Annotated in this window: 27 protein-coding genes; 10 read left to right on the top strand and 17 right to left on the bottom strand. The window is 74.4% G+C overall.

Going from position 1 to position 26,560, the window contains the following annotated elements; all coding sequences use genetic code 11:
• Positions 1 to 78: 78 nt before the first annotated feature.
• The gene (locus ABD158_RS05460) at positions 79 to 516 is read left to right on the top strand and encodes a hypothetical protein (protein WP_344004789.1); all 438 of its coding nucleotides are present in this window, start codon (positions 79 to 81) and stop codon (positions 514 to 516) included.
• The gene (locus ABD158_RS19255) at positions 513 to 938 is read left to right on the top strand and encodes a DUF6941 family protein (protein ID WP_425573146.1); all 426 of its coding nucleotides are present in this window, start codon (positions 513 to 515) and stop codon (positions 936 to 938) included. Before ABD158_RS05460 ends, ABD158_RS19255 begins: the two co-directional genes overlap by 4 nt.
• On the opposite strand, the gene ABD158_RS05455 is transcribed toward ABD158_RS19255, so the two are convergent.
• The 8 genes from ABD158_RS05455 to ABD158_RS05420 form a co-directional block, all read right to left on the bottom strand.
• Entirely contained in the window at positions 931 to 1,779 is an 849-nt protein-coding gene (locus ABD158_RS05455) for a hypothetical protein (RefSeq protein ID WP_344004786.1), read from the bottom strand. The two genes, ABD158_RS19255 and ABD158_RS05455, sit on opposite strands and share 8 nt — an antisense overlap.
• Before the next feature lie 92 nt (positions 1,780 to 1,871).
• Positions 1,872 to 2,147, bottom strand: a complete 276-nt coding sequence (locus tag ABD158_RS05450; protein WP_344004784.1) for a hypothetical protein — start codon at positions 2,145 to 2,147, stop codon at positions 1,872 to 1,874.
• On the bottom strand, positions 2,144 to 2,446 hold the full coding sequence (locus ABD158_RS05445; RefSeq protein ID WP_344004781.1) for a hypothetical protein: 303 nt from the start codon (positions 2,444 to 2,446) through the stop codon (positions 2,144 to 2,146). The genes ABD158_RS05450 and ABD158_RS05445 overlap by 4 nt, the downstream gene beginning before the upstream one ends.
• Positions 2,443 to 2,856: a hypothetical protein gene (locus ABD158_RS05440; protein ID WP_344004778.1), complete on the bottom strand. Its 414-nt coding sequence runs from the start codon at positions 2,854 to 2,856 to the stop codon at positions 2,443 to 2,445. The genes ABD158_RS05445 and ABD158_RS05440 overlap by 4 nt, the downstream gene beginning before the upstream one ends.
• A complete protein-coding gene (locus ABD158_RS05435) occupies positions 2,853 to 3,056 on the bottom strand; it encodes a hypothetical protein (RefSeq protein ID WP_344004775.1) in 204 nt (67 codons plus the stop codon). Before ABD158_RS05435 ends, ABD158_RS05440 begins: the two co-directional genes overlap by 4 nt.
• 257 nt (positions 3,057 to 3,313) lie before the next feature.
• Positions 3,314 to 3,562 carry a hypothetical protein gene (locus ABD158_RS05430; RefSeq protein WP_344004772.1) on the bottom strand — a complete coding sequence of 83 codons (249 nt, stop codon included), beginning with the start codon at positions 3,560 to 3,562 and terminating at the stop codon, positions 3,314 to 3,316.
• A gap of 27 nt (positions 3,563 to 3,589) precedes the next feature.
• On the bottom strand, positions 3,590 to 4,678 hold the full coding sequence (locus tag ABD158_RS05425) for a FlgD immunoglobulin-like domain containing protein (RefSeq protein ID WP_344004769.1): 1,089 nt from the start codon (positions 4,676 to 4,678) through the stop codon (positions 3,590 to 3,592).
• 121 nt (positions 4,679 to 4,799) lie between these two features.
• Positions 4,800 to 5,561 carry a FlgD immunoglobulin-like domain containing protein gene (locus tag ABD158_RS05420; RefSeq protein WP_344004766.1) on the bottom strand — a complete coding sequence of 254 codons (762 nt, stop codon included), beginning with the start codon at positions 5,559 to 5,561 and terminating at the stop codon, positions 4,800 to 4,802.
• Positions 5,562 to 6,005: 444 nt separating this feature from the next.
• On the opposite strand from ABD158_RS05420, the gene egtA reads away from it, so the two are divergent.
• The 4 genes from egtA (at position 6,006) to egtD (ending at position 10,366) form a co-directional block, all read left to right on the top strand.
• A complete protein-coding gene (gene egtA, locus ABD158_RS05415; RefSeq protein WP_344004764.1) occupies positions 6,006 to 7,229 on the top strand; it encodes an ergothioneine biosynthesis glutamate--cysteine ligase EgtA in 1,224 nt (407 codons plus the stop codon).
• The gene (gene egtB, locus ABD158_RS05410) at positions 7,222 to 8,535 is read left to right on the top strand and encodes an ergothioneine biosynthesis protein EgtB (protein WP_344004762.1); all 1,314 of its coding nucleotides are present in this window, start codon (positions 7,222 to 7,224) and stop codon (positions 8,533 to 8,535) included. Before egtA ends, egtB begins: the two co-directional genes overlap by 8 nt.
• Before the next feature lie 2 nt (positions 8,536 to 8,537).
• Positions 8,538 to 9,236 (top strand): ergothioneine biosynthesis protein EgtC, encoded by a 699-nt coding sequence (gene egtC / locus ABD158_RS05405; RefSeq protein ID WP_344004759.1) that lies wholly within the window; start codon positions 8,538 to 8,540, stop codon positions 9,234 to 9,236.
• A 164-nt stretch (positions 9,237 to 9,400) separates the two neighbouring features.
• Entirely contained in the window at positions 9,401 to 10,366 is a 966-nt protein-coding gene (egtD, locus tag ABD158_RS05400) for an L-histidine N(alpha)-methyltransferase (protein ID WP_344004757.1), read from the top strand.
• Here egtD and ABD158_RS05395 read toward each other — a convergent pair whose 3' ends face one another.
• Both ABD158_RS05395 and ABD158_RS05390 read right to left on the bottom strand, forming a co-directional pair.
• On the bottom strand, positions 10,367 to 10,843 hold the full coding sequence (locus ABD158_RS05395; RefSeq protein ID WP_344004754.1) for a DUF456 domain-containing protein: 477 nt from the start codon (positions 10,841 to 10,843) through the stop codon (positions 10,367 to 10,369).
• Positions 10,844 to 10,955: 112 nt separating this feature from the next.
• A complete protein-coding gene (locus ABD158_RS05390; RefSeq protein WP_425573145.1) occupies positions 10,956 to 11,180 on the bottom strand; it encodes a DUF7455 domain-containing protein in 225 nt (74 codons plus the stop codon).
• A gap of 269 nt (positions 11,181 to 11,449) precedes the next feature.
• On the opposite strand from ABD158_RS05390, the gene ABD158_RS05385 reads away from it, so the two are divergent.
• The gene (locus ABD158_RS05385) at positions 11,450 to 13,513 is read left to right on the top strand and encodes a DNA gyrase/topoisomerase IV subunit B (protein WP_344005309.1); all 2,064 of its coding nucleotides are present in this window, start codon (positions 11,450 to 11,452) and stop codon (positions 13,511 to 13,513) included.
• A gap of 39 nt (positions 13,514 to 13,552) precedes the next feature.
• On the opposite strand, the gene ABD158_RS05380 is transcribed toward ABD158_RS05385, so the two are convergent.
• The 4 genes from ABD158_RS05380 to ABD158_RS05365 are packed head-to-tail and all read right to left on the bottom strand — an operon-like array spanning position 13,553 to position 19,137.
• A complete protein-coding gene (locus tag ABD158_RS05380; protein WP_344004751.1) occupies positions 13,553 to 14,047 on the bottom strand; it encodes a beta-class carbonic anhydrase in 495 nt (164 codons plus the stop codon).
• 21 nt (positions 14,048 to 14,068) lie between these two features.
• A complete protein-coding gene (locus ABD158_RS05375; protein WP_344004749.1) occupies positions 14,069 to 15,847 on the bottom strand; it encodes an MFS transporter in 1,779 nt (592 codons plus the stop codon).
• A gap of 10 nt (positions 15,848 to 15,857) precedes the next feature.
• On the bottom strand, positions 15,858 to 16,604 hold the full coding sequence (locus ABD158_RS05370; RefSeq protein WP_344004746.1) for an LppX_LprAFG lipoprotein: 747 nt from the start codon (positions 16,602 to 16,604) through the stop codon (positions 15,858 to 15,860).
• Between the two features lie 4 nt (positions 16,605 to 16,608).
• The gene (locus ABD158_RS05365; RefSeq protein WP_344004743.1) at positions 16,609 to 19,137 is read right to left on the bottom strand and encodes a DNA gyrase/topoisomerase IV subunit A; all 2,529 of its coding nucleotides are present in this window, start codon (positions 19,135 to 19,137) and stop codon (positions 16,609 to 16,611) included.
• A 66-nt stretch (positions 19,138 to 19,203) separates the two neighbouring features.
• On the opposite strand from ABD158_RS05365, the gene ABD158_RS05360 reads away from it, so the two are divergent.
• The 3 genes from ABD158_RS05360 to ABD158_RS05350 are packed head-to-tail and all read left to right on the top strand — an operon-like array spanning position 19,204 to position 23,695.
• Complete coding sequence (locus tag ABD158_RS05360; RefSeq protein ID WP_344004740.1) at positions 19,204 to 21,957, top strand: bifunctional acetate--CoA ligase family protein/GNAT family N-acetyltransferase; 2,754 nt, start codon at positions 19,204 to 19,206, stop codon at positions 21,955 to 21,957.
• A gap of 23 nt (positions 21,958 to 21,980) precedes the next feature.
• The gene (locus tag ABD158_RS05355; RefSeq protein WP_344004738.1) at positions 21,981 to 22,562 is read left to right on the top strand and encodes a DUF5998 family protein; all 582 of its coding nucleotides are present in this window, start codon (positions 21,981 to 21,983) and stop codon (positions 22,560 to 22,562) included.
• Entirely contained in the window at positions 22,559 to 23,695 is a 1,137-nt protein-coding gene (locus ABD158_RS05350; protein WP_344004736.1) for an alkaline phosphatase family protein, read from the top strand. Before ABD158_RS05355 ends, ABD158_RS05350 begins: the two co-directional genes overlap by 4 nt.
• A 34-nt stretch (positions 23,696 to 23,729) precedes the next feature.
• On the opposite strand, the gene ABD158_RS05345 is transcribed toward ABD158_RS05350, so the two are convergent.
• The 3 genes from ABD158_RS05345 to ABD158_RS05335 all read right to left on the bottom strand — a co-directional run bounded on the left by ABD158_RS05345 (position 23,730) and on the right by ABD158_RS05335 (position 26,498).
• A complete protein-coding gene (locus ABD158_RS05345) occupies positions 23,730 to 24,344 on the bottom strand; it encodes a PepSY domain-containing protein (RefSeq protein WP_344004734.1) in 615 nt (204 codons plus the stop codon).
• Between the two features lie 89 nt (positions 24,345 to 24,433).
• Complete coding sequence (locus tag ABD158_RS05340) at positions 24,434 to 25,828, bottom strand: sensor histidine kinase (RefSeq protein ID WP_344004732.1); 1,395 nt, start codon at positions 25,826 to 25,828, stop codon at positions 24,434 to 24,436.
• On the bottom strand, positions 25,821 to 26,498 hold the full coding sequence (locus ABD158_RS05335; protein WP_344004729.1) for a response regulator transcription factor: 678 nt from the start codon (positions 26,496 to 26,498) through the stop codon (positions 25,821 to 25,823). Before ABD158_RS05335 ends, ABD158_RS05340 begins: the two co-directional genes overlap by 8 nt.
• Positions 26,499 to 26,560 lie beyond the last annotated feature (62 nt).

The following is a 26,560-nucleotide window of genomic DNA, read 5'->3' as shown; positions in this document are numbered from 1 at the left end:
GGGAACGGATCTGGTGGAGGAAGACGTTGAACTACTAGCGTCCGTGTTCTCGCAAGAAGAGAGAGAGAAGCTGCCTGCATGAGCATGGCTCGGTTGAAGATGACGACGCCGCCATCCCCGGCGCGCGTGACCGTCGACCCGAACTCGGTGTCGCGCCGCGACCCGGCACTCTCGGTCGTGCCGTTCGAGGGTGCGCCAGCCGTCTACCCCGGTGACATCGTGATCGCTGTCCAGCCCGACGACGACGGCACGGCGGGCGAGGCCCCCGCTGTTGTGGAGAGCGTCGACTTCCAGGCCGGGATCATGCGTCTTCGTGTCGATTGGTCCAGGTTCCGAGTTGTTCAAAGCGTCTTGACCTCTCTCCTTGGCACGGCCAACGCGGCAGGTTCAGAGTTGGAGTTCCGGATGTGGACCACTACTGCGGCGGACGTTGCGGTCATGCCCAAGACTTCTGTGTCGGCTTCGCCCGATGCGATCTGGGCCTATACCCCCGCTGGCCGAGAGACCACTAGATGAGGCTTGCGGTAGCAACCCTTGCCGACGCCGCGACGGTACGCGACAACCTCCTCAACGTTCTTGGGGCGGGTTTGTACAAGTTGTCCGCTTCGGAACTCCCAGCTCGCTTTGAGGCCGTAGTGGCGATCCTGGCCGAACTGGAGTTGACGGACGTGCGCTTAGGCGCCGAATTTCGTCTGGTCGTTCGAGTGACCCCGATAGATTCCGAAGAAGATTTGTTGCGAGCTGAGGGAACCCTCGCCCCGACGGACGAGAATGAAGCCAAGCGGCAGTCGTTTAGCGACGAAGCCTCATACGTTCCAATCGTCATACCGCTTCGCACTGTCGAATTTGCTGCCGAGGGTCGATACCAAATTGTCGTATCCGCGGGCTCCGACGAGCAGCGCATCCCTTTCTCTGTCTCCTTGAGTTCGACTAGCTAGCGTTCCGCCCATCCTCACCGCGGCACTGGGAGGTTTTCGTTCGTGAGCCCACCCCGCGGCATCTGTAGCTTGGTGCGGGTCTCGCCGTCGCGGTGGGCGTTCCATGCGCGGATGGTCGGTGCGAGGCCCTCGGTCTCGTTGATGCGTCCGCCGGACAGTCGTAGCCGGGTGACGCGGTTGCGGAGGACGGCGATGGGGTCGGTGGCGGCGAGGCCGTCGCCGTCTGCGACGCGCAGGAAGAAGGTCGTCGCTGCGTCGCCGTCGAGTTCGCTGACAGCCAGTGGCAGAGCCCGATCACAGACGCGGGTAGACGCTCCCTGGATGCCAGGCGGTTGGCGAGGTCTGCGCTGTTGCGGATCTCGGGGTGTCGGGTGAGCCAGTCGTCCATCTCGAGGGGGGTGGGTCGGATGGCGCCGGTGTTGGTGCGCATGCCGCGCTCCCACATCACGGCTCGTCGGCATACCGCGGCGAGGGTGGCGGTGTTCTCCTCGCCGGTGAGCTTGAGGGCGTCGGAGTAGGTGCGCTTGGCGCCGGCATCGACGGTGGGCATCACGTCGGGGGTAAGGCCGCGCACGATGACCATCGGGACCGTCGCACCGGCCTGCACGATGGCGTTGAGGCGGTGCTGGCCGTCGTAGAGCTGGCCGTCGGCGGAGAACTTCAGGGTCTCGCCGTTGAGGCGCCATCGACCGGCTTCCATGTCGCGGGCGTAGCCGTCGACCACGGGCCGTCGCAGGTTCCGGTTGTTCGGATTCCGGCTCAGCCAGGTCTCGGCGAGGGCGGGGGAGACCTCGACGATCTCGGCGGTGGCCTCGGTGCCTTCGGTGGGCTTGTCGGTCATGGTGCCTCTGGGTGGGGTGCGGACGTGCAGCAAGCCCGCCCCTGGTGTGGGGCGGGCTGATGGTGGGGCTCGCAGGGGGAGCAGGTAGGCGTTCATGCCGGCTCGGTCCGCTCCTTCTGACGCACTGCCCACGCGTCCCACGCCTCGTCCGCCTCCTCGGCGACGGCAACGGCCTCTCGATTAAGGGCCTGCCACCCGAGGTGCAGCGCCTCGAGTTCGGGTCGCTCATAGCCGCAGTTGGATGCGATGGCGAGGCGGACGGCCTCGCGGGCCACGGCGAGTTCATTCTGCTCGGCGGCTTCCCGGTCGCTCTGCAGTCGACGGAGCTGCTGGTCGAGGTTGTCGCTGGTCTGGTGTTCGTCGGTCATCGTCGCTCCTCCTGCGTGTCTCGTGCGCGTGCGACCAGTGCGAGGAGCTGGTGGGCGAGGCGTTCGGCGTCGTCGGGGTGGATCACGGCGTCGAGGTCCATGAGCATCACGGGGGCGTGAAGGGGGTGCTCGGGCTGCGGGGTTCCGTCGGGCAGGTTGATGGCCGTGAGTGACCAGTCGTCGGCTTCCTCGCTGTGGTGGATCGCGAGGCCGCCCCAGCCGTCGAGGTTCTCGAGGTGGTCCTGCTCAGAGACGATGCACCAGTCGGGGCACCAGATGCGGACGGCCGTGGTGGTCATGCGTCGACCTCCAGCAGCTTCTCGAGCTGGGTGAGCTCGTCGGCCTGGTCGCGCGCGAGGGCTTCGGCATCCTCCAGCTCGCCCGACTTCTCCCGCAGGTTGGACTCCAGGGCGTGGCGGTTCGCGGTGTGGATGGCGTCGGCGAGGCGGGCGGCGTCGGTCGGGTCGGTCATCGTGCGGCGCTCGTTGCGCACGTAAATGTAGGGGTGCCACGGGCCGTCCTCCCAGGCGATGGAGCGGACCGTCCACGCCGTGACGAAACCGCGGTCGTCGCCCTCACTGGCGGGCATGGACTCGCTGCCCCAGTGGACCTCGTGGCACACCTCGCCGTCGCGGAGCGTGTGCTTGCCCCTGGTGTGCGCGGTGTCGCAGGGGAAGCGGAAGCAGGGGACCTTCTCGGGCTCGCTCATCGCTTGCCCACCTTCTGCGCAGCCTCGACGCTGCGGTCGACGCCGGCCTGGAACCCAAGCTCCATTGCCGCGTGGGCACGACGGCGGAGCTCGCGCTTGGTGGTGAACGGCCACTCGAGCCACTCGGTGTGCAGCGCCCACCAGACGGCGAGACGCTTGCTCCGGGTGCGTTGGGCTGGGGTGGTGCAGAGTGTGGTCATGGTGCTGGCCCTCCTTGGGGGCTAGTGCCAAGGCCCCAAAGCGGTGCTCCTACATCGCTGTGGGGCCGACTTCTCAGTCGGGGATATTGCAACCCACAGCGCTCCGGCCCGACCTGCGTTTATGCAGGTCACGCACAGCGCTCAGCCTTCCGTAGCGCGCGACTACCTCGACTGACGCGCCACGTACGACACCCCGACGCCCCGCCCGGCACCGCCGGGCGGGGCGTCGTCGTCGGTGGGCCCGGTCGTCGGGGCGCTCACCGCCCCGGGCGCAGGTACGACGCGCGCACCCACCGCAGCTCGAGCGCCCAGGGGTGCTCCCCGCCGCCGCGCGCGTACGCCACCAGCCCCTCCCAGTGCGCCCCCCGGGTGGTCTCGACGCGCCGCCACTCCAGCAGGATCGCCGGCATCGGCGGTCGGCCCGGGCCGGTCGACCCGCGGTGGTCCCAGTGGACCCAGCAGGGTCGCGGGTCCACCGCGTCGCGGTGTCCGGCCGGTCGTCCCACACCGGCCAGAGTAGAACATGTGTTCGATCAGCGCTGCAGGCGGACGCGGTAGGAGCAGGTCACCCGCTCGACCGTGTACGCCGTGCCCGCCCGGACCCGCAGCGTCACCAGCACGGCGTCCCCGACGCGCCGTCGCGACAGCGAGACGCCCGGCCGCGGACCCGCCGCGACGCCGGCGCCGACGAGGTCCGGGTGGATCGCCCCGGCTCGCGTGCCGGGGGAGAAGCGCCACGTCAGCCGCGCGCCCTGCACCCCCTGGGGTGCGCCCGAGCAGTCGACGTCCAGGGCGCCGCCGCCCGCGGGTCTGAGCCGGCACCCGCCCGGTGCGCGGCCCACGGCGCCGATGCCCGGGCGCGCGACCGTGCGCCGCACCGGCACCCGGTAGGACGCCACGCGCACCTCGACACCGCGCTCCGAGGCCAGGGCGTCCGCACCCGCGACGAGGCTCAGGACGTAGCGACCGCGCTCGGGACCGGCGTCCCGGGTCCGGCCGTCCCACACCCAGCGGTGCTCGACCCCGGCCTCGCGGAGCCCGAGGTCCACCTCCCGCACGGTCCGCCCGGCGGCGTCCAGCACCCGGCCCGTGACCTGCGCGGGGCGGTCGAGCGTGAACGGCACGGTGGTCGTGTCGCGCTGCCCGTCGCGGACGACGGGCCAGAACGTGGCCGCGCTGGGTGGGCCCACCCGCAGGTCGACCGGAGCCGCGACGACGAAGTCGTGGGCGAAGACCGTGCCGCCCGACCGGTCGCGGAACACGGCCCGGTGGTCGCCCGGCGCGGTCAGCGGACCGACGCGCACGCGCCGCCGTACCGACGTGCCCTCCGGGATCCGGATCCGCTGCCGCAGCTCGTAGCCCGGCCCCGTGACCTCGACGGTGAAGCGCTGGGTCACGTCGTAGTTGAGCCAGCCGTACGTCAGCAGCCCGTCCCAGCCGACCGGCACCACGTCGGGCGGGTCCATGAACCCGGCGTTCGGGTCCGCCGCCCCCACCGCCCCGGCGGGCTCCGTGGTGGCCGACGGTGCGGCGGACGCGGCCCCCGTTACCGCCCCGGAGACGACGGTGGCGAGCACGGTGCCGGTGAGGACCGCCGCCTGCAGGACCCGGACTGGCGGCATGGCTGATCCCCTCGCGTCGGCGCCCGGCGAGGTGCCGGGGCGCTGCGCAAAGTAAAGCCGCCCGACCCGCGCCGGGGAAGGAGCCGCGCGGTGGGGTCGCGGGTGGGGCCGAGGCGAGGGCTCAGCGCGTGACGCGGACCCGCACGGCGGCCGAGGAGCGCTGCCCGTCGGCGACGGCGGTGATGCGCAGCGTGTAGGTGCCCTCGACCACCGTCCGGCCGGTGGCGCCACGGCCGTCCCAGGCCCAGCGGTGGGTGCTGCCCGCGGCGCGCTGACCCAGGCTGCGGACCAGCACGCTGCGGCCGCGGGCGTCGGTGACGCTCGCCGAGACGCGGGCGTCGCGGGAGACCCCGAAGGTCGCCGCCACCGTACGACGGGCCGACTCCAGGTGGATCCCGGCGGCGCTGCGGCGCAGGTCGAGGACGCGCACCCCGGCGGTGTCCGCGGCCGGGCCCACCGTGACGACCGCCGGGGTGACGACGTCCACGCCGGCGAACGTGAGGCGGGCGGTGTAGCGGCCGGCCGCGGTTAGGGCGGGCACCACGAGCTCCTCACGGAACGAGCCGCCCGGCTCGAGGGTCAGGGTCCGGCTCCAGGCGTAGGTCGCGCCACCGGCCAGGCCGGCACCGTCGAGGGTGACCCGGTAGGACCGCGTGTCCTCGCTCGCGTTGCGCCAGGCGGCCACGAGCGCGCCGTCCCAGCCGGCCTCGACCGTCCGCGGGGTGTCGATGAAGCCCCACACCTGCCCGCCCTCGCGGGCCGGGTCGTCGGCACCGGCGGCGGAGGCCGAGGTCGCGGCGGTCACGGACAGCCCGAGGGCGGTGACGATGCCGAGCAGCAGGACGACGGCGGTGCGGATGACCGGGCGGGCAACGGAGCGCATGAGGGGGACCTTCCTGGGGGCGTGCGTCCAGGCTAGGAACGACCCGACCCCCGGCGTCACCCACGCACCCGCAAGGCTTCCGCGCTCCCTCAGCGGTTCCTCCGCTTTGTCCGAATCGCCTGCGGGGGCGCGCGGGAGGTGATCTCACCGCGATCCGGGTGGCCCCTTGGGTTCCGGCCACGGATCGGCTTAGGTGGGAGGAGCACGACGAGGACGGCAGCACGCGCCGCCCCCGTAAGACCCGCGGCCCACTCGGGGGCCGGTCCGGACCTGAAGGGGGCGATCCCGATCGCACCGACCGCCACGTCATCCGCCTCGTCCTCCGCCACGTCATCCGTCGCGTCCTCCGTCACGTCGCCCGTCGGCTCGTCCGCCGGCAGGCTCTCGCCGGCCGCCGACCTCGACCCCGACGAGCCGCTCGCCGCCGCCGGCGACCCGGTCGCGGTGGCCCGCGACCACGTCATGGCCACCGCCCTCGGCGGCGAGGGCACGGGCCGGGTCGGCCTGGAGCTCGAGCTGCACCTCGTCGACCTCGCCGAGCCCGGACGTCGCCCCGGCTGGGACGAGGTGCTGGCGGTGACCCGCGACCTGCCCGCGATGCCGGGGGACAGCCGGGTCACCCTCGAGCCCGGTGGCCAGGTCGAGCTCTCCGGGCCGCCCGGCGACGGGGTCGTCCCCGCGGTGGGCGCGCTGCGGGCCGACCTGGCGGTCCTGCGCGCCGCGCTCGCCGCGGACGGCTACGGCGTCGCGGCGCTCGGCACCGACCCCGCCCGCCCGGTCGCCCGCGTCAACCCCGGGCCCCGCTACGACGCCATGGAGGCCCACTTCGACGCCCTCGGCTGTGCCGGCGCGGGCCGGTCGATGATGGCGGGGACCGCGGCCCTGCAGGTCAACCTCGACGCCGGTCCGGCGGAGGCCTGGGACGACCGGCTGGAGCTGGCGCGGAGCCTCGTGCCCGTCCTGGTCGCGGTGTCGTCGACCTCGCCGTACCTGGCCGGACGGCGCTCCGGCTGGCACTCGATGCGCCAGGGCATCTGGCAGGGCATCGACCAGGGCCGCTGCGCACCGCTGTCGGCGGGGGAGCCGCGGGCCGCCTGGGCGTTCTACGCGATCGGCGCCCCGGTGATGCTGCTGCGTCGCCCGGCCGCGGGCGGCGCCCCGGAGACCGCGGTCCCGGTCACCGAGCGGGTGCCGTTCGTGTCCTGGCTGCGCGCCGGACCCGACGGCGGGCTCCTGGGCCGGCCCCCCACCCGCGCCGACCTCGACTACCACCTCACCACCCTGTTCCCGCCGGTGCGGCCCCGCGGGTACGTCGAGGTGCGATGCCTCGACGCCGCCCCCGACCGGTGGTGGCCCGCGCTGGCGGCGCTGACCGCCACCCTGCTCGACGACCCCGCCGCCGCCCGGGTGGCCGCGGAGGCGGCCGCCCCCGTGGCCGACGCCTGGGTGGCCGCCGCCCGCGACGGTCTCGCCGACCCCGAGGTCGCCCGCGCGGCCCGCGCGTGCACCGACGCCGCGGCCCGGCACTGCCCGGAGCCGCTGCGCGCCGAGGTCGAGGACCTCGCCGCCCTCGTCGCCGACGGGCGCACCCCCGCCGACGACGTCCGCCGCCGCGCCGAGGGCCCCCGCGGACCCCTCGGCCTGCTCGAGGAGGAAGCCCGTGGCTGACCGCACCCCGCTGCACGAGGAGGCCGCGCGCGGCCTGCTCGACGCCCGAGACCGCACCGAGCGGCTCACCGACCTCGACACCGCCGAGCTCACCGCCCAGCACAGCCCCCTGATGAGCCCGCTGGTCTGGGACCTCGCCCACATCGGCCAGCAGGAGGACCTCTGGCTGCTCCGCGGCGGCGACTCCCGCGCCCAGGGCCGGCTCTCCGCCGACGTCGAGCGGCTCTACGACGCCTTCGAGCACCCCCGCGCCACCCGCGTCTCGCTGCCCCTGCTCGGCGCCCCCGAGGCCCGGCGCTACCTCGGCGACGTCCGCGGCCAGGTCCTCGAGGGTCTCGACGCGACCGCCGTCACCGACGGCCGCGAGCTCTTCGCGTTCGCGATGGTCGCCCAGCACGAGCAGCAGCACGTCGAGACGATGACCGCCACCCACCAGCTGCGCGTCGGTGAGCCGCTGCTGGGTGCCGGCGCCCCGCTGCCGCCGGGCCGGGCCCTGCCGCCCGACGACGCCGTCCTGGTGCCCGCCGGGCCCTTCACCCTCGGGGTGGACGGCGCCGACGAGCCGTGGTCGCTCGACAACGAGCGGCCCGCGCACACCGTGGACGTCGCGGCGTTCCGCATCGGCCGGGTGCCCGTGACCAACGCGGAGTGGCAGCGCTTCGTCGAGGCCGGCGGCTACGACGACCCCCACCACTGGTCGGAGCGCGGCTGGGCGCACCGTGTCGAGGCCGGGCTGGAGCGTCCGCTGTTCTGGTCCGCCGACGGCTCGCGCCGCCGGTTCGGGATCGTCGAGGAGGTCCCGCCCGACGAGCCCGTGCAGCACGTGTGCTTCTTCGAGGCCGAGGCGTACGCCGCGTGGGCCGGCGCACGGCTGCCCACCGAGGTGGAGTGGGAGAAGGCCTGCGCCTGGGACCCCGAGGCACCCGACGGCCGCGGCGGGCACGGGGCCCGCCGCCGCTGGCCCTGGGGCGCCGCCGCGCCGACGTCGGCGCACGCCAACCTGGGCGGCGACGCCCTGCGCCCGGCCCCGGTGGGCGCCTACCCCGCCGGCGCCTCGGCGTACGGCGTGGAGCAGACGATCGGCGACGTGTGGGAGTGGACCACCTCCGACATCACCCCCTGGCCCGGCTTCGCCCCGATGCTGTACGCCGACTACTCGGCCCCGTTCTTCGGCGGCGACTACAAGGTGCTCCGCGGCGGCTCGTGGGCCGTCGGCGCCCCCTCGCTGCGACCGTCGTTCCGCAACTGGGACCACCCGGTCCGCCGGCAGATCTTCTCCGGCCTGCGCCTGGCCTGGGACGTCTGAGCGTGTGCCGACACCTCGCCTGGCTCGGTGAGCGCCGCAGCGTCGCGTCGCTGGTCCTCGACCCGCCCCACGGCCTGCTCACGCAGTCCTACGCCCCCCGCCGGCAGTCCCACGGGCTGATGAACGCCGACGGCTGGGGCGTGGGCCTGCACCACCCCGACGCGGAGGACGGCGCCCCGGTGCGCTGGCGCTCCGCGCGACCCCTGTGGGGCGAGGCGTCGTTCGCGTCGGTCGCCCCCGTGCTGCGCAGCCGCTCCGTCGTGGCCGCCGTGCGCTCCGCGACGCCCGGCATGCCGCCCGACGAGACCGCCGCCGCCCCGTTCACCGACGGCCGGTGGCTGCTGTCCCACAACGGCCGCGTCGACCGCGACGTGCTGCCCGCGAGCGCCGCCGCGGCCGCGGAGTCCCGCTGCGACTCCGCGGTGCTCGCCGCCCACGTGCTGGCCCGCGGCGTCGACCGGCTGACGGACACCGTCGCCGAGGTCGCGGCCGCCGACCCCGACGCGCGTTTGAGCCTGCTGCTGGGTGACTCGGAGCGGGTCCTCGCCGTGACCTGGGGCGACCCGGCGAGCTACCTCGCCACCGAGGACGGCGTGGCGGTCGCCAGCGAGCCCTGGGACGACGACCCCCGCTGGGTCGACGTGCCCGACCGACACCTCCTCGTGGCCACCCGCGACACCGTCACCGTCACGGCCCTCTGACCCTCCGCCCGGACCCGCCTCCCCGGACCGGCCATCCCGACCTGCCCACCGACCTGCCCACCGACCTGCCCACCGACCTGCCCACCGACCTGCCCACCGACCTGCCCACCGACCTGCCCACCGACCTGCCCGCCGACCTGCCCCCGCCTCCCGAGAGGAAGCCCGTGCCCGCCCTGCCCCCGGTCGTCCACCTGGACCCGACCAGCCTGGCCACCCAGCTCGCCGACGACGTCCGCGCCGGCCTGGGGGCGAGCCCCAAGCGGCTGGCGCCCAAGTACCTCTACGACGCGCGCGGCAGCGAGCTGTTCGACGAGATCACCCGTCAGCCCGAGTACTACCCGACCGACGCCGAGCGCGCCCTGCTCGCGGCGCACGCCGACGAGGCCGCCGACGCCTCCGGCGCACGCACCCTCGTCGAGCTCGGCAGCGGCACCTCGGAGAAGACGCGCCTGCTCCTCGACGCGCTGACGCGGGGCGGGACCCTCGAGCGGTTCGTCCCCTTCGACGTCGACCCGGCCGTGCTCGCGGACGCCGCGGCCGCGCTGGCCACGGAGCTGCCCGACCTCGAGGTCGCTCCGGTCGTGGGGGACTTCGAGCGGCACCTGCGCCTCCTGCCGCGCCACCCCGCCCGCCTGGTCGCGTTCCTCGGCTCCACGCTGGGCAACCTCGAGCCGCCCGCGCGCGCGGCCCTGCTCGCCGACCTCGCCGCGACCACGGGCCCCGGGGACTCCCTGCTGCTCGGTGTCGACCTGGTCAAGGACGTCGACCGGCTGCTCGCGGCGTACGACGACGCGGCGGGCGTGACGGCCGCCTTCGAGCTCAACGTGCTCACCGTCCTGGACCGCGAGCTGGGCGGTGACGCCGACCCGGACGCGTTCACCTACCGGGCGCGCTGGGACGCCGAGCGCGAGCGCGTCGACATGCTCCTGGTCTCGACCGTCGACCAGGTGGTGCGCTTCGCGGCCCTCGACCTCGAGGTGCACTTCGCCGCAGGCGAGGAGCTGCGGGTGGAGTCCTCGGCCAAGTTCCGCCGGCCCGGCCTCGAGGCGGAGCTGGCCGCCGCGGGCCTGGTCGTGCAGCGGTGGTGGACCGACGGCGACTACGCCCTGGCTCTCGCCGGGCCCGCCTGATCAGGTCGCGACGACCCCCGCGACCCAGGCCCCGGCCGCGAGGAGGCAGGCCAGCAGCTCGATGAGGATGCTCAGGCCGACGGCGCGCAGGGCGTGGGTCGTGGACCCCCACGCGCGCTGACGGCCCAGGCGGCGGACCTCCGCGCCGTACACCCCGGCCACGAAGCCGAGGAACAACCCGACCACCGGGACCACGAAGAACCCGACGACCGCGACCGCCGCACCGACCCACAGGGTGGTGTTCGGCACCCCCGCGGCCTGCAGCCGTCGGCCGGGCAGCAGGTACTGCAGGACGGTGCCGAGGCCCAGGATCGCCAGCACCGCGACCAGCACCGCCCACCCGACCGGCTCGGCCACCGCGACGGCCCACACGACGACCGCACCGGCCACCAGCAGGGACCCCGGGACGACGGGCACCACCGTGCCCGCGATGCCGACCAGGATCGCCACCGCGACCAGGACCTCCACCCACGTCATGGCCCCAGCCTGGCAGGCCCGGCGACGTCGGGACGGCCCCGGGCACGGGTCCGAGGACGACGACGGCCCCGGACCGTGGGGTCCGGGGCCGTCGTGGAGTCGGGGTCGAGCCTCAGCCGTTCGCCTCGCCGGCGGGGGAGGGCTCGAGCTTGTGGGTCTCGTCGGTCACCGAGGCGGCGACCTCCTTGAGCTTCTCGCCGTGCTCGCGCGCGTGGTGGGCGCAGAAGAGCAGCTCACCACCGCTGACGAGCTCGACACGGAGGTAGGCCTGCGCACCGCAGCGGTCGCAGCGGTCGCTCGCCGTCAGGGCGGAGCCGGGGGCAACGGCAGTTGTCACGATCGGCCTCTCTTCTCTCGTCGGTACGTAGTCCAAAGTAGCGGTGGGCCTGAAAGATTCCCCGGAGAACGCCACTTCTCGACGTATCGAGTTCATCACGTCCGGGACACGACCGTGCGGTCGGCCCGCCGTGCGGACACCCCCGGTACCCACGCCCGTGTCGCTCACGTCGCCGTCGGCGGGGCTCGGTAGATTCGTGCCGCGGTCCCGCCCCGGACCGCGGCGCACGACCCCCACCCCGCGACCTCCACCGACGCAGGAGCAGCACCATCACCGACAAGACCTACAACGCCGCGCACCTCCTGGTCCTCGAGGGCCTGGAGGCGGTCCGCAAGCGGCCGGGCATGTACATCGGCTCCACCGACACCCGGGGCCTCATGCACTGCCTGTGGGAGATCATCGACAACGGCGTCGACGAGGCCCTGGCGGGCGTCGCGACCCGCATCGAGGTGACGCTGCACCGTGACGGCTCCGCGGAGGTGCACGACGACGGCCGGGGGATCCCCGTCGACACCGAGCCCCGCACCGGCCTGCCCGGCGTCGAGGTGATCTTCACCAAGCTCCACGCCGGCGGCAAGTTCGGCGGCGGCTCCTACAACGCCTCCGGCGGCCTCCACGGCGTCGGCGCCTCCGTCGTCAACGCCCTGTCCACGCGCCTCGACGTCGACGTGGAGCGCTCGCCCGCCGTGCGCGGCATGTCGTTCCGCCGCGGCGCCCCCGGCGTCTTCGACGGCGAGGGCCCCTCGGCGCCGTTCGTGCCCGAGTCCGGGCTGACCCGCAAGGGCGCCCGCGCCCGCAAGGGCGTCACCGGCACGCGCATCCGCTTCTGGCCCGACCGGCAGGTCTTCACCGCCGACGCCACGTTCAAGTACGACGAGCTGGTCACCCGCGCCCGGCAGACGTCGTTCATCGTCCCTGGCCTCGAGCTCGTCATCAGCGACCTCCGCGGCGACGAGCCCCGCACCGAGAGCTTCCGCCACGACGGCGGGATCTCCGAGTTCTGCGAGTTCCTCGCCGCGGACGAGCCGGTCACCGAGGTGCTCCGGCTCCAGGGGCACGAGAAGTTCACCGAGACGGTGCCGCTGCTCGACGAGGCCGGTCAGATGACCTCCACCGAGGTCGAGCGCGACCTCGAGGTCGACGTCGCGCTGCGGTGGGGCACGGGCTACGAGACCGAGCTCCGCTCCTTCGTCAACGTCATCGCCACTCCCAAGGGCGGCACCCACGTCGGCGGCTTCGAGAGCGCGCTGACCAAGACCTTCAACGAGGCGCTGCGCACCTCGAAGACCCTCAAGACCGCGGAGGCCGACGTCGTGAAGGACGACGTCCTGGAGGGCCTCACGGCGGTCGTCACCGTCCGGCTGGCCGAGCCGCAGTTCGAGGGCCAGACCAAGGAGGTGCTCGGCACGCCGGACGCCCGCCGGATCGTGCGCGGCGTCGTCGCGACCGAGCTCAAGAGCTACCTGACCTCGCCGCCGCGCGGCGAGAAGGCCCAGGTCAAGACGGTGCTGGAGAAGGTCGCGAACGCCTCGCGGACCCGGATCGCGGCCCGCACCCACCGCGAGACCCAGCGCCGCAAGAGCGCGCTGGAGTCGTCCGCGATGCCCTCCAAGCTGGCCGACTGCCGCTCCTCCGACAACGACCGCAGCGAGCTGTTCATCGTCGAGGGCGACTCGGCGCTCGGCACCGCCAAGCTCGCCCGGGACTCGGAGTTCCAGGCGCTGCTGCCGATCCGCGGCAAGATCCTGAACGTCCAGAAGGCGACCATCGCCGACGTGCTGAAGAACGTCGAGTGCGCCTCGATCATCCAGGTGGTCGGCGCCGGCTCGGGTCGCACCTTCGAGCTCGAGGCCCGCCGCTACGGCCGGATCATCTTCATGGCCGACGCGGACTCCGACGGCGCCCACATCCGCTGCCTGCTCGCGACGCTGTTCTTCACCTACATGCCCGACCTGATCCGCGACGGCCGCGTCTACACCGCCGTGCCCCCGCTGCACCGCATCGAGCTCACCAACCCCCGCAAGGGGATGGACAAGGTGGTCTACACCTACTCCGACGGCGAGCTGCAGCGGAAGCTCGCGGAGCTGCAGAAGAAGAACCTGCGGTGGAAGGACCCGGTCCAGCGCTACAAGGGCCTCGGCGAGATGGACGCCGACCAGCTGGCCGAGACGACGATGGACCCCCGCCAGCGCACGCTGCGACGGATCACCATCGACGACGCGGAGGCCGCGAAGGACGTCTTCTCGCTGCTCATGGGCTCCGACGTCGCCCCGCGCAAGCAGTTCATCGTCGGCGCCGGTGGCCAGCTGACCGAGGACGACCTCGACTTCTGATCCACAGCACCGGCGGTGCCGCTGGCCGTGGCCGGGGTCTCAGACGACCTGGCGCAGCCGGCCGGAGTCGACGTCGTACAGGAAGCCGCCGACCTTGACGGAGTCGGGGACGAGCGGGTGGGAGCGCACGGCGGCGACGTCGGCGCGCAGCGTGGCCTCCTGGTCCTCGACGACGCCGAAGGACTGCCACGAGGCGTCCTGGCCGGCGGACTCGCCGACGCGGCGCCGCAGCTCGTCCTCGCTCGAGCTCGCGACGGCGCAGCGGGTGTGGGGCACCACGAGCACGCGGTCGACGTTGAGCAGGTGCACGCCGAGGACGAGCGCCTCCAGGGCCTGCGGGGTCACGCGGCCGCCCGGGTTGCGGAAGATCTTCGCGTCGCCGGGGGTCAGGCCGATCATCCCGAGGGGCTCGATGCGCGAGTCCATGCAGGTCACGAGGGCGACACCGGCGCGCGCGATGCCGTCGAAGCCACCGAGGTCGAAGTCGGCGGCGAACTCCTCGTTGGCCGCCAGCAGGTCGTCGAAGTCACCCATGGCGGCAGGGTAGGGCACCGCTCAGGTGCCGGCCCGCAGCGCCTCGGCGGTCGAGACGTCGCGGGTGGCGGCGCCCCGCAGGAGCACCACGGCGAGGACCGCGGCCAGCAGCGCGCAGGCCGCCGCGCCGAGGAAGACGGTCTGCTCCTGGGCGATGCCGGCCTCCCGCAGCAGCCGCGTGTACGCCGCGCACCCGCCACCGGGACCGCAGACCTCGGCGATCGACGGCAGGTCCGCCTGCTCGGCGTAGTAGCGGCGCAGGCCGAGGGTGGTCAGGACCGAGATGCCCACCAGCATCCCGACCATGCGCGCCACGACGGTGAGGGCGCTCGCGACGCCGTGGACCTCGGGGGCGGTCGACGCGAGCACGGCCGCGCTCACCGGGGCGAGGGCGAGCCCGAAGCCCAGGCCGCCCAGGACCAGGGGCACGGTCGCCGTCCAGCTCTCGAGGCTCTCCAGGCCCCACGTGCTCATCCAGACGAAGCCGGCCGCCGCGGCCGCCATGCCGACGGCCGCGACCGCTCCGGCCGGAGCCCGGCGCAGCAGCCAGCCGCCGACGAGCGCCCCGACGGGCAGGGCGGCGAGGAACCGGACCAGGACCAGGGCGGCGTCGAGCTGGGAGTCGGGGTAGACCGTCGTGCGGGCGAACAGCGGGATGTCGATCAGCGCCGCGATCAGCGCCGCGCCGACGAGGAAGCTGACGACCATCGCGCCCCACGCGGGACGTGCGCGCAGCGCCGCGCGCGGGAGCAGCGGGGAGTCCGCGCGCCGCAGGTGCACCACCAGGGCGACGAGGGCCACCGCGGCACCGGCCAGGTACCAGGGACCGCCCTCGGAGAACACCTGGACCTCGGGGTCGGCGGTCGCGAACGCGAGGATCACCCCCGACAGCGCCACGGCCAGCAGCAGCGAGCCGGGCAGGTCGGCCTCCAGCATGCTGCGGCCCCACGCCCGCAGGTCGACGAGCGGTCGACGCGCGAAGGTCCAGCGCAGGGCCGTGGCGAGCGCGAGGGCCATGGTGATCGCGCCGATCGGGGTCAGCCAGCGCAGGCCGTCCCCGGCGTAGGGGATCCACAGCTGGCCCCAGAACAGGTCGCGCAGCAGCGGAGGCGGTCGCAGGAATACGAGCGCGCCCGCGACGAGGGTGGCGAGCGCGGCGACGAGACCCGGCACGTCGAACCGGCCCCGGGCCGGCGGAGGTGCGGCGAGCTCGCCGGACCGGGCGGACAGCAGTCGGACCGCGGCCGCCAGCAGCAGGCCGACGGCGACGTTGAGGGCGAAGATCGCCCGCCAGTCCGCGAAGGCCAGCACGACGGCGCCGAGCAGGGGCCCCAGCACGCTGCCGATCTCCTGGACCGCGGAGACCAGACCGAGCGGCACGCCGCGCCGGTGGGCGGGGTAGAGGTCGGCGACCAGCGCCAGCGTCGCGGGCACCAGACCGCCGCCGCCGACGCCCTGCAGGAAGCGACCGGCGACCATGCTCGGCAGGTCGTAGGCGAGCGCGGTGACCAGCGAGCCGAGCGCGAAGACCACCAGCGAGGCCACCAGCACGGGCACCCGCCCGCGGAGGTCCGCGATCCGGCCGATCAGCGGCAGCATCGCGACGTAGCCGAGCAGGAAGCCCGACACGATCGGGGCGGCCCGCTGCAGCTCGTCGACCGGGACGCCGGCGCTGGTCATCATGTCCGGCAGCGCCAGGACGACGACGTAGGTGTCGGCGGCCGCGAACGCGACCGCAACCGCCGCGAGGGCGAGGAGCGCCCTGGCGCCGCGGGCCGGCGCGGGCCGCGCGGTGGTCACGGCCGGGGGCTCACGGCGCCGTGACCTCGGTCTCGAGGCCGTAGTCGTCGAAGGTGACGACGTAGGTGATCGCCTCGGTGTCGGGGTAGAAGACGCCGGTGAGCTCGGCCCGACGGAGGCGCTGCTCGTCGTCGACGGTGTAGACCGCGTCCACGTCGCCCTCGGTGCTGGGGATCAGGAACGTGACGGCCTCGCCGGGGACCGTGCCCGTGTACTCGGTGAGGACCTCGCTGTTGTCCTCCCCGCCGCGGACCGACTCGCCCTCCTCGACGTCCTCGGTGAGCGGCAGGATCGAGGAGAAGCCGGTCTCGGTGTCGAGCAGCGTGGCCGGGTCCGGGGCCCCGAAGTCCTCGGGCTCGATCTCCTGCCACCCCGACGTCAGGGGCAGCTGGGCGTAGACGACGTCGTCGACGGCGATCACCGGGACCTCGGCGTCGAAGCCCGACACGACGACCCCGATGTCGCCGTCGAAGGCCGGCTGCCGGGTCGCGACGCCCTGGGCGCCGGTGACCCCCTGCACACCCTCGGGGAGCTCGCCGGTGGACAGCGTGAGGTTCAGGCCGGGGGTCTCGTCGAGGTTGGTCTTCGCCGCGGTCAGCACGTCCTCGGGGGTCTGGCCCTCCTCGGCGGCGCCACCGCCCCCGCCGCTGCAGGCCCCCAGCAGCGGGACCAGGACGGCGGCGCCCGCGAGGGCGAGCGCGCCGCGGCGGGGGCGGCCCGCCCGGAGCGGGGCGGTGGAGGGCGGGGAGCTCGGCATGCCGTCAGCCTTCCACAGGGCCGGGTGGCGAAACCCGTGTGGCGACGCGGGCCGCGAGCGGCCCGGCGAGGCTCGCGACGGGCTGGGGGAGCGGGACCCCCGAGCCGTCGCGGCGGCCCTCCGCGGGCGGCAGGTCGACCGGCACGCCGCTGTCGGCCGCGGCGCGGGCCGGACCGGGTCCGACCCACGCGGCCAGCAGCGTGTCCTCGCCCTTGAGGAACCGGTGGCAGCGCACCCCGCCGGTGGCGCGACCCTTGGCCGGGTACTCGGCGAACGGCGTCACCTTGGCCGCGCCGGCCTCCGTGCCCGGCAGCGCGGTGGCGGAGCCCGAGACGGTCACGACGACGTCGCCCTCACGGTCCTGCCAGCCCCCGGGGAGCGTCCCGAAGAACCGCACCGTGGCCCCCGCCGCGAGCTTGACCCCGGCGATCCCGCCGCCGCTGCGGCCCTGCGGGCGCACCGCGTCGGCGGCGAAGTGGAGCAGCTGCGCGTCGGAGGTGACGAAGCAGAGCTCCTCGCTGCCGTCGTCGAGGGCGACCGCGCCGACGACCTCGTCGTCGTCCTTGAGGGTGATCAGCGGCCACTCGTCGCGGCCCAGCACCTCGGGGTTCACGCGCTTGACCACGCCCTGGCGGGTGCCGAGCGCGAGCCCGGGACCGTCCGCGGCGAGCGGCGCCAGCGCCAGGGCGCGCTCGTCGCGGCCGAGGCTCAGCAGCTCCTTCAGCGGTACGCAGCCCTGGAGCGTGGGCTCCGCCGCGGTGGCCGGGAGCTGCGAGAGGTCCACGACGTCGAGGCGCAGCAGGCGCCCGGCCGAGGTCAGCACGCCGACCTGGCCGCGCGCCGTCGTCGCGACCGCCGAGACGACCACGTCGTGGCGGCTCCGTGCGCCCGTCGAGCCGCCCGACCCGTCGGCCGGTCCGCCCCCGACGCCGTCCAGCCCGGCGGTGCGGGCCAGCAGCCCGTCACCCGACAGCAGCGCCCAGCAGGGCTCGTCGGCCACCTCGAGCGGGGCCGCGGCCGACGGCGCCGGCCCGGCCGAGCCGAGCAGGACCGTGCGGCGCGGGGTCCCGTACGTCGTGGCGACCTCGGCGAGCTCCGAGGACACCTTCGCGCGCAGCCGTGCCTCGTCCGCGAGCAGGGCGTCCAGCTCGGCGATCTCGGCGGTGAGCTCGTCGCGCTGGCCCTCCAGCTCGATGCGGGAGAACCGGGTGAGGCTGCGCAGGGGGATCGCGAGGATGTCGTCGGCCTGGATGGTCGAGAGGTCGAAGACGCCCATCAGGCGCTCACGGGCCTGCCCGGTGTCGTCGCTGCCCCGGATCACCTGGATGACCTCGTCGATGTCGAGCAGCGCCAGCAGGCGGCCCTCGACCAGGTGCAGCCGGTCGGCGGCCTTGCCGCGTCGGTAGGTGGAGCGGCGGCGGACCACGTCGTAGCGGTGGGCGAGGTAGACCTCGAGCAGCTCCTTGAGCCCCAGCGTCCGCGGCTGACCGTCGACGAGGGCCACCGCGTTGACCCCGAACGACTCCTCCATCGGGGTCTGCCGGTAGAGCTGCTCGAGCAGGGCCTCGGGGGAGATGCCGGACTTCACCTCGATGACCAGCCGCAGCCCGTGCTCGCGGTCGGTGAGGTCCTTGAGGTCGGCGATGCCCTGCAGCTTCTTGGCCTGCACCAGCGACTTGATCCGCTCGACGACCCGCTCCGTGCCCACGCCGTACGGCAGCTCGGAGACCACGATGCCCTTGCGACGCGGCGTGACCTGCTCGATGCGGGCCGTGGCGCGCATCTTGAACGACCCGCGCCCGGTGGCGTAGGCGTCCTCGACGCCGTCGAGACCGATGATCTTGCCGCCCGTGGGGAGGTCGGGGCCGGGCACGAAGCGCATCAGCGCGGCCAGGTCGGCGTCGGGGTGGTCGACGAGGTGGCGCAGCGCGGCCACCACCTCGACGAGGTTGTGGGGCGGGATGTTGGTCGCCATGCCGACCGCGATGCCCGTCGCGCCGTTGACCAGCAGGTTGGGGATCGCCGACGGCAGGACCGACGGCTCCGTCTCGCGCGAGTCGTAGTTGGGCCGGAAGTCGACGGTCTCCTCGTCGATCGACCCCGTCATCGCCGTCGCCGGCGGCGCCATCCGGCACTCGGTGTAGCGCATCGCGGCCGGGGGGTCGTCGGGGGACCCGAAGTTGCCGTGGCCGTCGACCATCGGCAGGCGCATCGACCAGGTCTGCGCCATGCGCACGAGGGCGTCGTAGATCGCGCCGTCGCCGTGGGGGTGGAGCCGGCCCATGACCTCGCCGACGACACGCGCGCTCTTGACGTGGCCGCGGTCGGGGCGCAGCCCCATGTCGGTCATCGTGTAGAGGATGCGCCGCTGGACGGGCTTCAGCCCGTCGCGGGCGTCGGGCAGCGCCCGCGAGTAGATGACCGAGTAGGCGTACTCCAGGAACGAGGTGCGCATCTCCTCGCCGACGTCGATGTCGACGATGTGCTCCTCGAAGTCCTCGGGCGGGGGCTGACGGGTGCCGCGACGTGCCATGGGGTCATTGTGGTCGCCCGCGCCGACGGCCGGGCACCGGCCACGCCGGGCCGGTACGTTGCCAGGGTGAGCGAGCCGCAGACGCAGGAGACCGCCCCGGAGGCCGCGCCCCGCCACTGGGAGGCCGACGTCCTGCTCCGGGACGGGCGCACCGCCCACCTGCGCCCGATCCGGCCCGAGGACGCGGACCTGCTGGTCGAGTTCTACGCCCGGGTCTCCGACGAGTCGAAGTACTACCGCTTCTTCACGCCCATGCCGCACCTCTCCGAGCGCGACGTGCGCCGGTTCACCCAGGTCGACCACCACGACCGGGTCGCGCTGGTGCTGCTGATCGCCGAGCGGATGGTGGCCGTCGGCCGCTACGACGTGGTCTCGCCGGGCGAGGCCGAGGTGGCGTTCCTCGTGGAGGACCGCCACCAGGGCCGCGGCGTCGCGCAGCTGCTGCTCGAGCACCTCGCCCAGGCGGGCCGCGAGCGCGGTCTGACCCGCTTCAGCGCCGAGGTGCTGCCCGACAACCAGCGGATGGTCCAGGTCTTCCGGGACGCGGGCTACCAGGTCGCCAGCGGCTACGAGGACGGCGTGATGCGCCTGGAGTTCGGCATCGACCCGACCGAGACCGCGATCGGGGTGATGGAGCAGCGCGAGCACCGCGCGGAGTCGGCGTCGATCGAGGCGTTCTTCCGGGCCCGCTCGGTCGCGGTCATCGGCGCCAGCCGGCGCCAGGACACCATCGGGCAGACCCTGGTGCGCAACCTCGTGACCGGCGACTTCACCGGCCGCGTGTACGCCGTGAACCCGCTCGCGGGCGCCGTGTCCGGGATGCCGTCGTACAAGACGGTCAACGACATCACCGACGACGTGGACGTCGCCGTCGTCGCGGTGCCGGCGGACCGCGTGGAGGAGGTCGTCCTCGACTGCGCCGGCAAGGGCGTGCACGGCCTGGTGGTGATCTCCTCGGGCTTCGCCGAGGTCGGCGACGAGGGCCGTCAGCGCCAGCGCCGCCTCGTCGGTCTGGCCCGCTCCTACGGGCTGCGGCTGATCGGGCCCAACTGCCTGGGCCTGATCAACACCGACCCCGCGGTGTCGCTCAACGCCTCGCTGTCGACCGTGATGCCGCCGCGCGGGCGCGCCGGCTTCTTCTGCCAGTCCGGCGCGCTCGGCACCGCGATCCTCGAGAAGGTCAACAACCGCGGGCTGGGGCTGTCGTCGTTCGTCTCCGCCGGCAACCGCGCCGACGTGTCCGGCAACGACCTGCTGCAGTACTGGCAGGAGGACGACTCCACCGAGGTCGTCCTGCTCTACCTGGAGTCCATCGGCAACCCGCGCAAGTTCTCCCGCATCGCGCGGCGGGTCTCGCGGCGCAAGCCGGTGATCACGGTCCGCTCGGGCCGCACCACCCAGGGTGTCCCGATGGGCCACGCCGTGCGGGCCATCGCGGCCCCCGACCAGGCGGTCGACGCGATGTTCCGGCAGGCCGGGATCATCCAGGTCGACACCCTGGAGGAGATGTTCGACGTCGCCCAGCTGCTGGCCCACCAGCCGCTGCCCGCGGGCGGTCGGGTCGCGGTGGTGGGCAACTCCGACGCGCTCAGCCTCCTCGCCACCGACGCGGCCGCCGGGGTCGGGCTGCAGATCACGCGCAGTCTCTCGCTGGGCGCGGACGCGACCGCCGAGGACTTCGAGGACGCGCTCGACGAGGCCATCGACGACGAGGAGGTCGACTCCGTGGTCGCCCTCTACGTGCCGCCGCTCAACGTGTCCGGCGAGGACGTCGCCAACGTGCTCGCCGCGGTCGGCGAGCAGTCCGACAAGCCGCTGGTGTCCTCCTTCCTCGGCGCCGAGGGCGTGCCCGAGCTGCTGCGCGTGCCCGACGTCGCGGGCGCCACCGCCGGCCGCGGCTCGGTGCCGTCCTACCCGGCGGTCGAGAGCGCCGTGCGCTCCCTGGCGCGGGTCGTCGGCTACGTCGAGTGGCTGGCCGCCACCCAGGCCGAGGACGCCGAGAACGGCGGCGGCGACAACCCCGTGGCCGACGACGTCCACGAGGAGCCCGACGTCGACCCCAGCCGCGCCAAGCGGCTCGTCAACCAGATCCTCATCGACCACCCGCAGGGCCGCGAGCTGGCCGGCGGGGAGCTCGCCGACCTGCTGGCGGCGTACGGCGTGACGCTGAGCCGGACGCGGCCGGTGGCCGACCTCGACTCGGCCCTGGCCGCCGGGGCCGAGCTCGGCTGGGACGTCGTCCTCAAGGCGACCGCCGAGCACCTGCGCCAGCGGCCCGACCAGGCCCACGTGCGTCGCGGCATCGGCTCGGTCCACGAGATGCGCGAGGCGTGGATGTCGCTCAACCACCTCGTCACCGACCCCGCCGGGGCCGGCTTCGTGGTGCAGGAGACCGCGCCCCCCGGGGTGCCGGTCGCGATCGCGAGCATCGAGGACCCGCTGTTCGGGCCGGTGGTGTCGTTCGGCATCTCCGGGCCGCTGACGGAGCTGCTGGGCGACAAGTCCTACCGGATCCCGCCGCTGAGCCGCCGCGACGCCGCCACGATGGTGCGCGAGGTGCGCGCGGCGCCGCTGCTGTTCGGCTACCGCGGCTCCGAGCCCACCGACGTCGCGGAGATCGAGCGGCTGGTGCGGCGGGTCGCGGCCCTGCAGAACGACCTGCCGCAGCTCAGCGCGCTGGACCTGCCCCTCGTGCTGGTCGGCTCGGAGGGCGCGCGGGTGCTCAACGCGACCGCCCGCGTCGCGCCGGTCGCCGACCCGCGGTCGGACTGGTTCGCCCGCCGGCTGTCGACGATGCCGGGCGACACGCTCCAGGACTGAGCGTCCGTGGCAGACTCACCCGCATGCGCAGCCGCACCGCGGGGGACCGCGCCTCCGAGCTCCGGCAGGCCATCGAGAGCACCGGGTACTACCCCGACGTCGTGACCGACGGCGTCCGCGCCGCCGTGGCGGGCGAGGACGTGGTGTCGTTCTACGTCCACCACGAGCCGACCTTCGACTCCAACGAGCTGCGCCGCCACATCACCGTGGTCGTCCTGACCCCGTCGCGGATGATCCTGTGCCACACCGACGAGCACGAGGGCGACGACCTCCTGCCCGAGCCGTACACCTCGACCTCGACCGAGGCGATCCGGCTCTCGTCGGTGCGCTCGGTGGTGGTGACCCGGATGACCGCCGACCCGACCGCCGGGCCCAAGCCGCCCGCCGAGGCCGTGGTGACCGTCGGCTGGGGCGGTGGCGGGCGGGTCGACCTCGAGCCCGCCGGCTGCGAGGACCCGGAGTGCGACGCCGACCACGGCTACACCGGGGTGATCGCCCCCGACGACTTCTCGCTGCGCGTCTCGGCGGCCGCCGACGGCGGCGACGCCGTGCCGCGGCTGCTCGCCTTCGCCGAGTCGCTGTCGGCCGCCACCCACCAGCAGTGAGCGACCTGCTCGACCCCTGGTACGGCGACCGGTCCCTGGCCGACGTCCTCCCCGCCGTCGCCGCGGCGCTGGGCCTGGAGCCCGACGTCCTGGGCGAGCCGCCGACCGGCTTCGACCTGCCCGAGGCCGCGTCGTACGTCGTGCTGCTGGTCGACGGTCTGGGCGCCGAGCTGCTGGAGCGCCACGCCCACCTGGCGCCGTACCTGTCGTCGCTGCCCGACGCCACGGGCGCCGGGGCGGGCGCACGGGCCGGGGTGCCCTCGACGACCGCGACCAGCCTGACCTCGTTCGGGACCGCGCTCCCGCCGGGCACCCACGGCGTCGTGGGGTTCTCCTCCCGGATCCCGCACACCCGCCGCCTGCTCGAGGCGCTGCGCTGGGACGACTCCGTCGACCCCCTCACCTGGCAGCCGCACCCGACGGCGTTCGAGCGGCTGGGCGAGGCGGGCGTGGTCGCGACGATCGTCAACCAGCGGGCGTTCCGCCGCTCCGGGCTCACGATCGCCGGCCAGCGGGGCGCGCAGTGGGCCGGCGCCGACAAGACCGGCGAGCGGATCGCGGCCGTCGCGGCCGCGGCCCGCCGCACGCCCTCGGTCACCTACTGCTACGACGGCGACCTCGACTGGGTCGGCCACCGCCACGGCGTGGACTCCGACGCCTGGCGCCACCAGCTCGCCGCGATCGACGCCGAGACCGACCGGTTGCGCCGCGCCCTGCCGCGGTCCTCGCGACTCGTGGTCGTCGCCGACCACGGGATGGTCGACTGCCCGGCCGACGCCCGGATCGACGTGGCGCAGGTGCCGGCGCTGCGCGAGGGCCTCGAGCTCCTCGGCGGCGAGGCCCGGCTGCGGCACCTGTACTGCCGGCCCGGCGCCGTCGGCGACGTGGTCGACACGTGGCGCGAGCAGCTGGGGGAGCAGGCCCTCGTGCTGACGCGGGCCGACGCGGTGGACCGCGGGTGGTTCGGTGAGCTCACCGACGCCGTCGCGCCGCGGGTGGGCGACGTGCTGGTCGCGTGCCGCGGCGACTTCGGCGTCTTCGACACCGACCGGTTCCCCTACGAGACCCGGCTGGTGGGCCTGCACGGCTCGCTGACGGCGGCGGAGATGCTGATCCCCGTGCGCGTCGACTGACGCGCACGGGGACCGCCCCGTCGTGCGGGGTGCCTCAGCGGGGGTCCCGCTGCTGCTGGACGACGCCGAGGTCCTCGGCGAGGGCGAGGTCCCACTCGGTGCCGTCCTGGGCCACGACCTCCACCTCGAAGGCCTCGCCGCGGTCGTCGGACCGCTCCACGGAGGTGGCCTCGCCGCTGCCGACGGCCTCGACCGCGGCCGCCTCGACCCGCTCGCGCTCCGCGCCGAGGACCGGGACGTCGTCGGCGTCCGGCGTCCCGGTCAGGTCGTCGTCGAGCCGGTCGTCGTCGAGCCGGTCGTCGTCACCGTCGTCGCCGTCCTCGCGGTCGCGGGTGACGACGGCGAGGTCCTCGTCGAGGGCGATGCTCCACTCGACGCCGGTGGCGTCCAGCACGTCGACCTCGTAGGCCTCGCCGCGGTCGTCGCTGGTCTCGGCCTCGAGCACCTCGCCGCCGCCGACGGCGTCGACGGCGGCCTGGGAGACCCGGTCGCGCTCGTCACCGGTGACCGGGCCGGTGCCGTCGGCGTTGGCGGCGACCGCGAGGCCGGCGCCGCCGACGCCGAGCACGGCGACGGTGGCGACGGCGGGGATCCACACGCGCTTGCGGCGGACGGCGGTGCGGAGGGCGGAGGTGCGGGTGGTGGTCATGGTGGTCCTTCCGGGTCGGGGTCTCGAGCTGATGACCCCAGGCTCGCCCGGACCCGCTGAAGCGGACCTGAAGCCACCTGAAGACGCGTTCAGCGGGGGAGCCGCACCTCGAGCGCGGCCCCGCCGCCGGTGGCCTCCAGGACCCGGACGGTCCCGCCGTGGGCGCGTACGATCTCCTGCACGATGGCGAGGCCCAGGCCGCTGCCGCCGGCGTCGCGGGAGCGGGCCTCGTCGAGGCGCACGAAGCGCTCGAAGACCCGCTCGCGGTCCTCGACCGGCACGCCGGCGCCGTCGTCGGTGACCCGCAGGACGGCGTGGCCGGGCTCCTCGCCGGTCTCCAGCACCACCTCGGCCACCGCGTGGCGGGCGGCGTTGTCGACGAGGTTGCGCACGACCTGCCCGAGCGCGACGGGGTCGCCGAGCACCCGGACCGGGACCACGCCGGTGGCGTCGACGACGGGTCCGGAGCCACCTGCACCGGCCCGGCGCAGGCGGGAGGCCTCGGCGAGCGCGAGGTCGTCGAGGTCCACCTCGACCCGCGTCGTACGACGGCCCGCGTCGGCGCGGGTCAGCACGAGCAGGGACTCGACCAGCCGCTGCATGCGCAGGGTCTCCTCGAGGGTCGCGTCGGCGAGCTCGCCCTCGTCCATCGCTCCCGGGTGGGCGCGGGCCACCTCGGCGGTCTGCCGCAGGCTCGCGAGGGGCGAGCGCAGCTCGTGGGACGCGTCGGCCACGAACCGGCGCTGTCGCGTCGCGGAGTCCTCGAGGCGGCCCAGCATGCGGTTGAGGGTCTCCGCCAGGCGGTGGACCTCGTCGCGGGCGGGGGGGACGGGGACCCGGCGGTGCAGGGCGTCGCCGCCGACGGCCTCGGCCTCCGCGCGGATCCGCTCCACGGGGGCCAGGGCGCGGCCGACGACGACCCAGGTGGTCAGCCCGACCACCAGCAGCACCGCGGGCAGGCCGAGCGCCAGCAGGGGCACCAGGGCCGCGACGGAGTCGTCGACCTCCTCGGCCGGCACGGCCACCGTGACCACGTAGTCGGCGCCGTCGGGCCCCTCGGCGTCACCGGTGGCGAGCACCCAGCGTCCGGGCAGGTCGGCGACGCGCTCACCGCCGTCGTCGAGGGGGAGTCCGCGGGGGAGCCCCGTCGTGGCGACGACGAGCGCGCCGTCGTCGGTCGCCACCTGCTCCAGCACGTCCTCGGCGAGGTCCTCGGGGTCCTCGGTGTCGTCGGGGTCCTCGGTGTCGTCGGGGTCCTCGCCGAGGACCCCGGGCGGCCCGGACGCCTCCACCTGCGCGGCGAGGGCGTCGGCCCGCTGCTCGGCCCCGGTCTCGAGGCCGTCGGTCAGCGAGGCGCGCAGCAGCCAGACCAGCGCGACCGCGCCCACCACGAGGGCCAGGGCCACGACCACGACGGCGGCGGCCGTCGTCCGCACGCGCACCGAGGCCCGCGAGAGCCGGCCGCGGGCGGGGGAGTCAGCCACCGTTGCCCGCCAGCCGGTAGCCGGCGCCACGGACGGTCTGGATCGCCTCGCGACCGAAGGGGCGATCGATCTTGTTGCGCAGGTGGCGCACGTAGACCTCGACGATGTTGGCCTCGCCCAGGAAGTCGTCGTCCCAGACCGAGTCGAGGATCTGGCGCTTCGAGACCACGTCGTCGACGTGGCGCATCAGGTGGGCGAGCAGGGACAGCTCCCGCGTCGTCAGCTCCAGCGCGACGTCGCCGCGCCAGGCCTGGCGGGCGGCCGGGTCCAGGCGCAGATCGCCCGCGGTCAGCACGGTGGGACGCGCCCGGGCGCCGCGTCGCGCCACGGCGCGGAGCCGGGCCAGGAGCACCGGGAAGGAGAACGGCTTGGTGAGGTAGTCGTCGGCGCCGGTGTCGAGGCCCTCGACCTGGTCCCACTCGCCGTCCTTGGCGGTGAGCATCAGGACCGGGGTCCAGTTCTCCTCGGCCCGGAGCGTCGCGCAGACCCGGTAGCCGTTGATGCCGGGCAGCATGAGGTCGAGCAGGATGGCGTCGTAGTCGTTCTCGCGGGCGTACCAGAGCCCGTCGGTGCCGTCGTGGGCCACGTCGACCGCGAACCCCTCGGCCTCCAGGCCGACCTTCAGGGCGCGGGCGAGCCGCACCTCGTCGTCGACGACGAGCACACGCACGACGTACCTCCGGGTCTCGGGAAGGGCTCATCCTCCCCGACGGCGGCTGAACGCCGGCTGAA

The sequence above is a fragment of the Nocardioides lentus genome (assembly GCF_039529515.1).
GTDB classification, from domain to species: domain Bacteria; phylum Actinomycetota; class Actinomycetes; order Propionibacteriales; family Nocardioidaceae; genus Nocardioides; species Nocardioides lentus.
The sequence above is the reverse complement of the archived record's forward strand: the minus strand, read 5'-3'. Positions and strand labels throughout refer to the sequence as shown.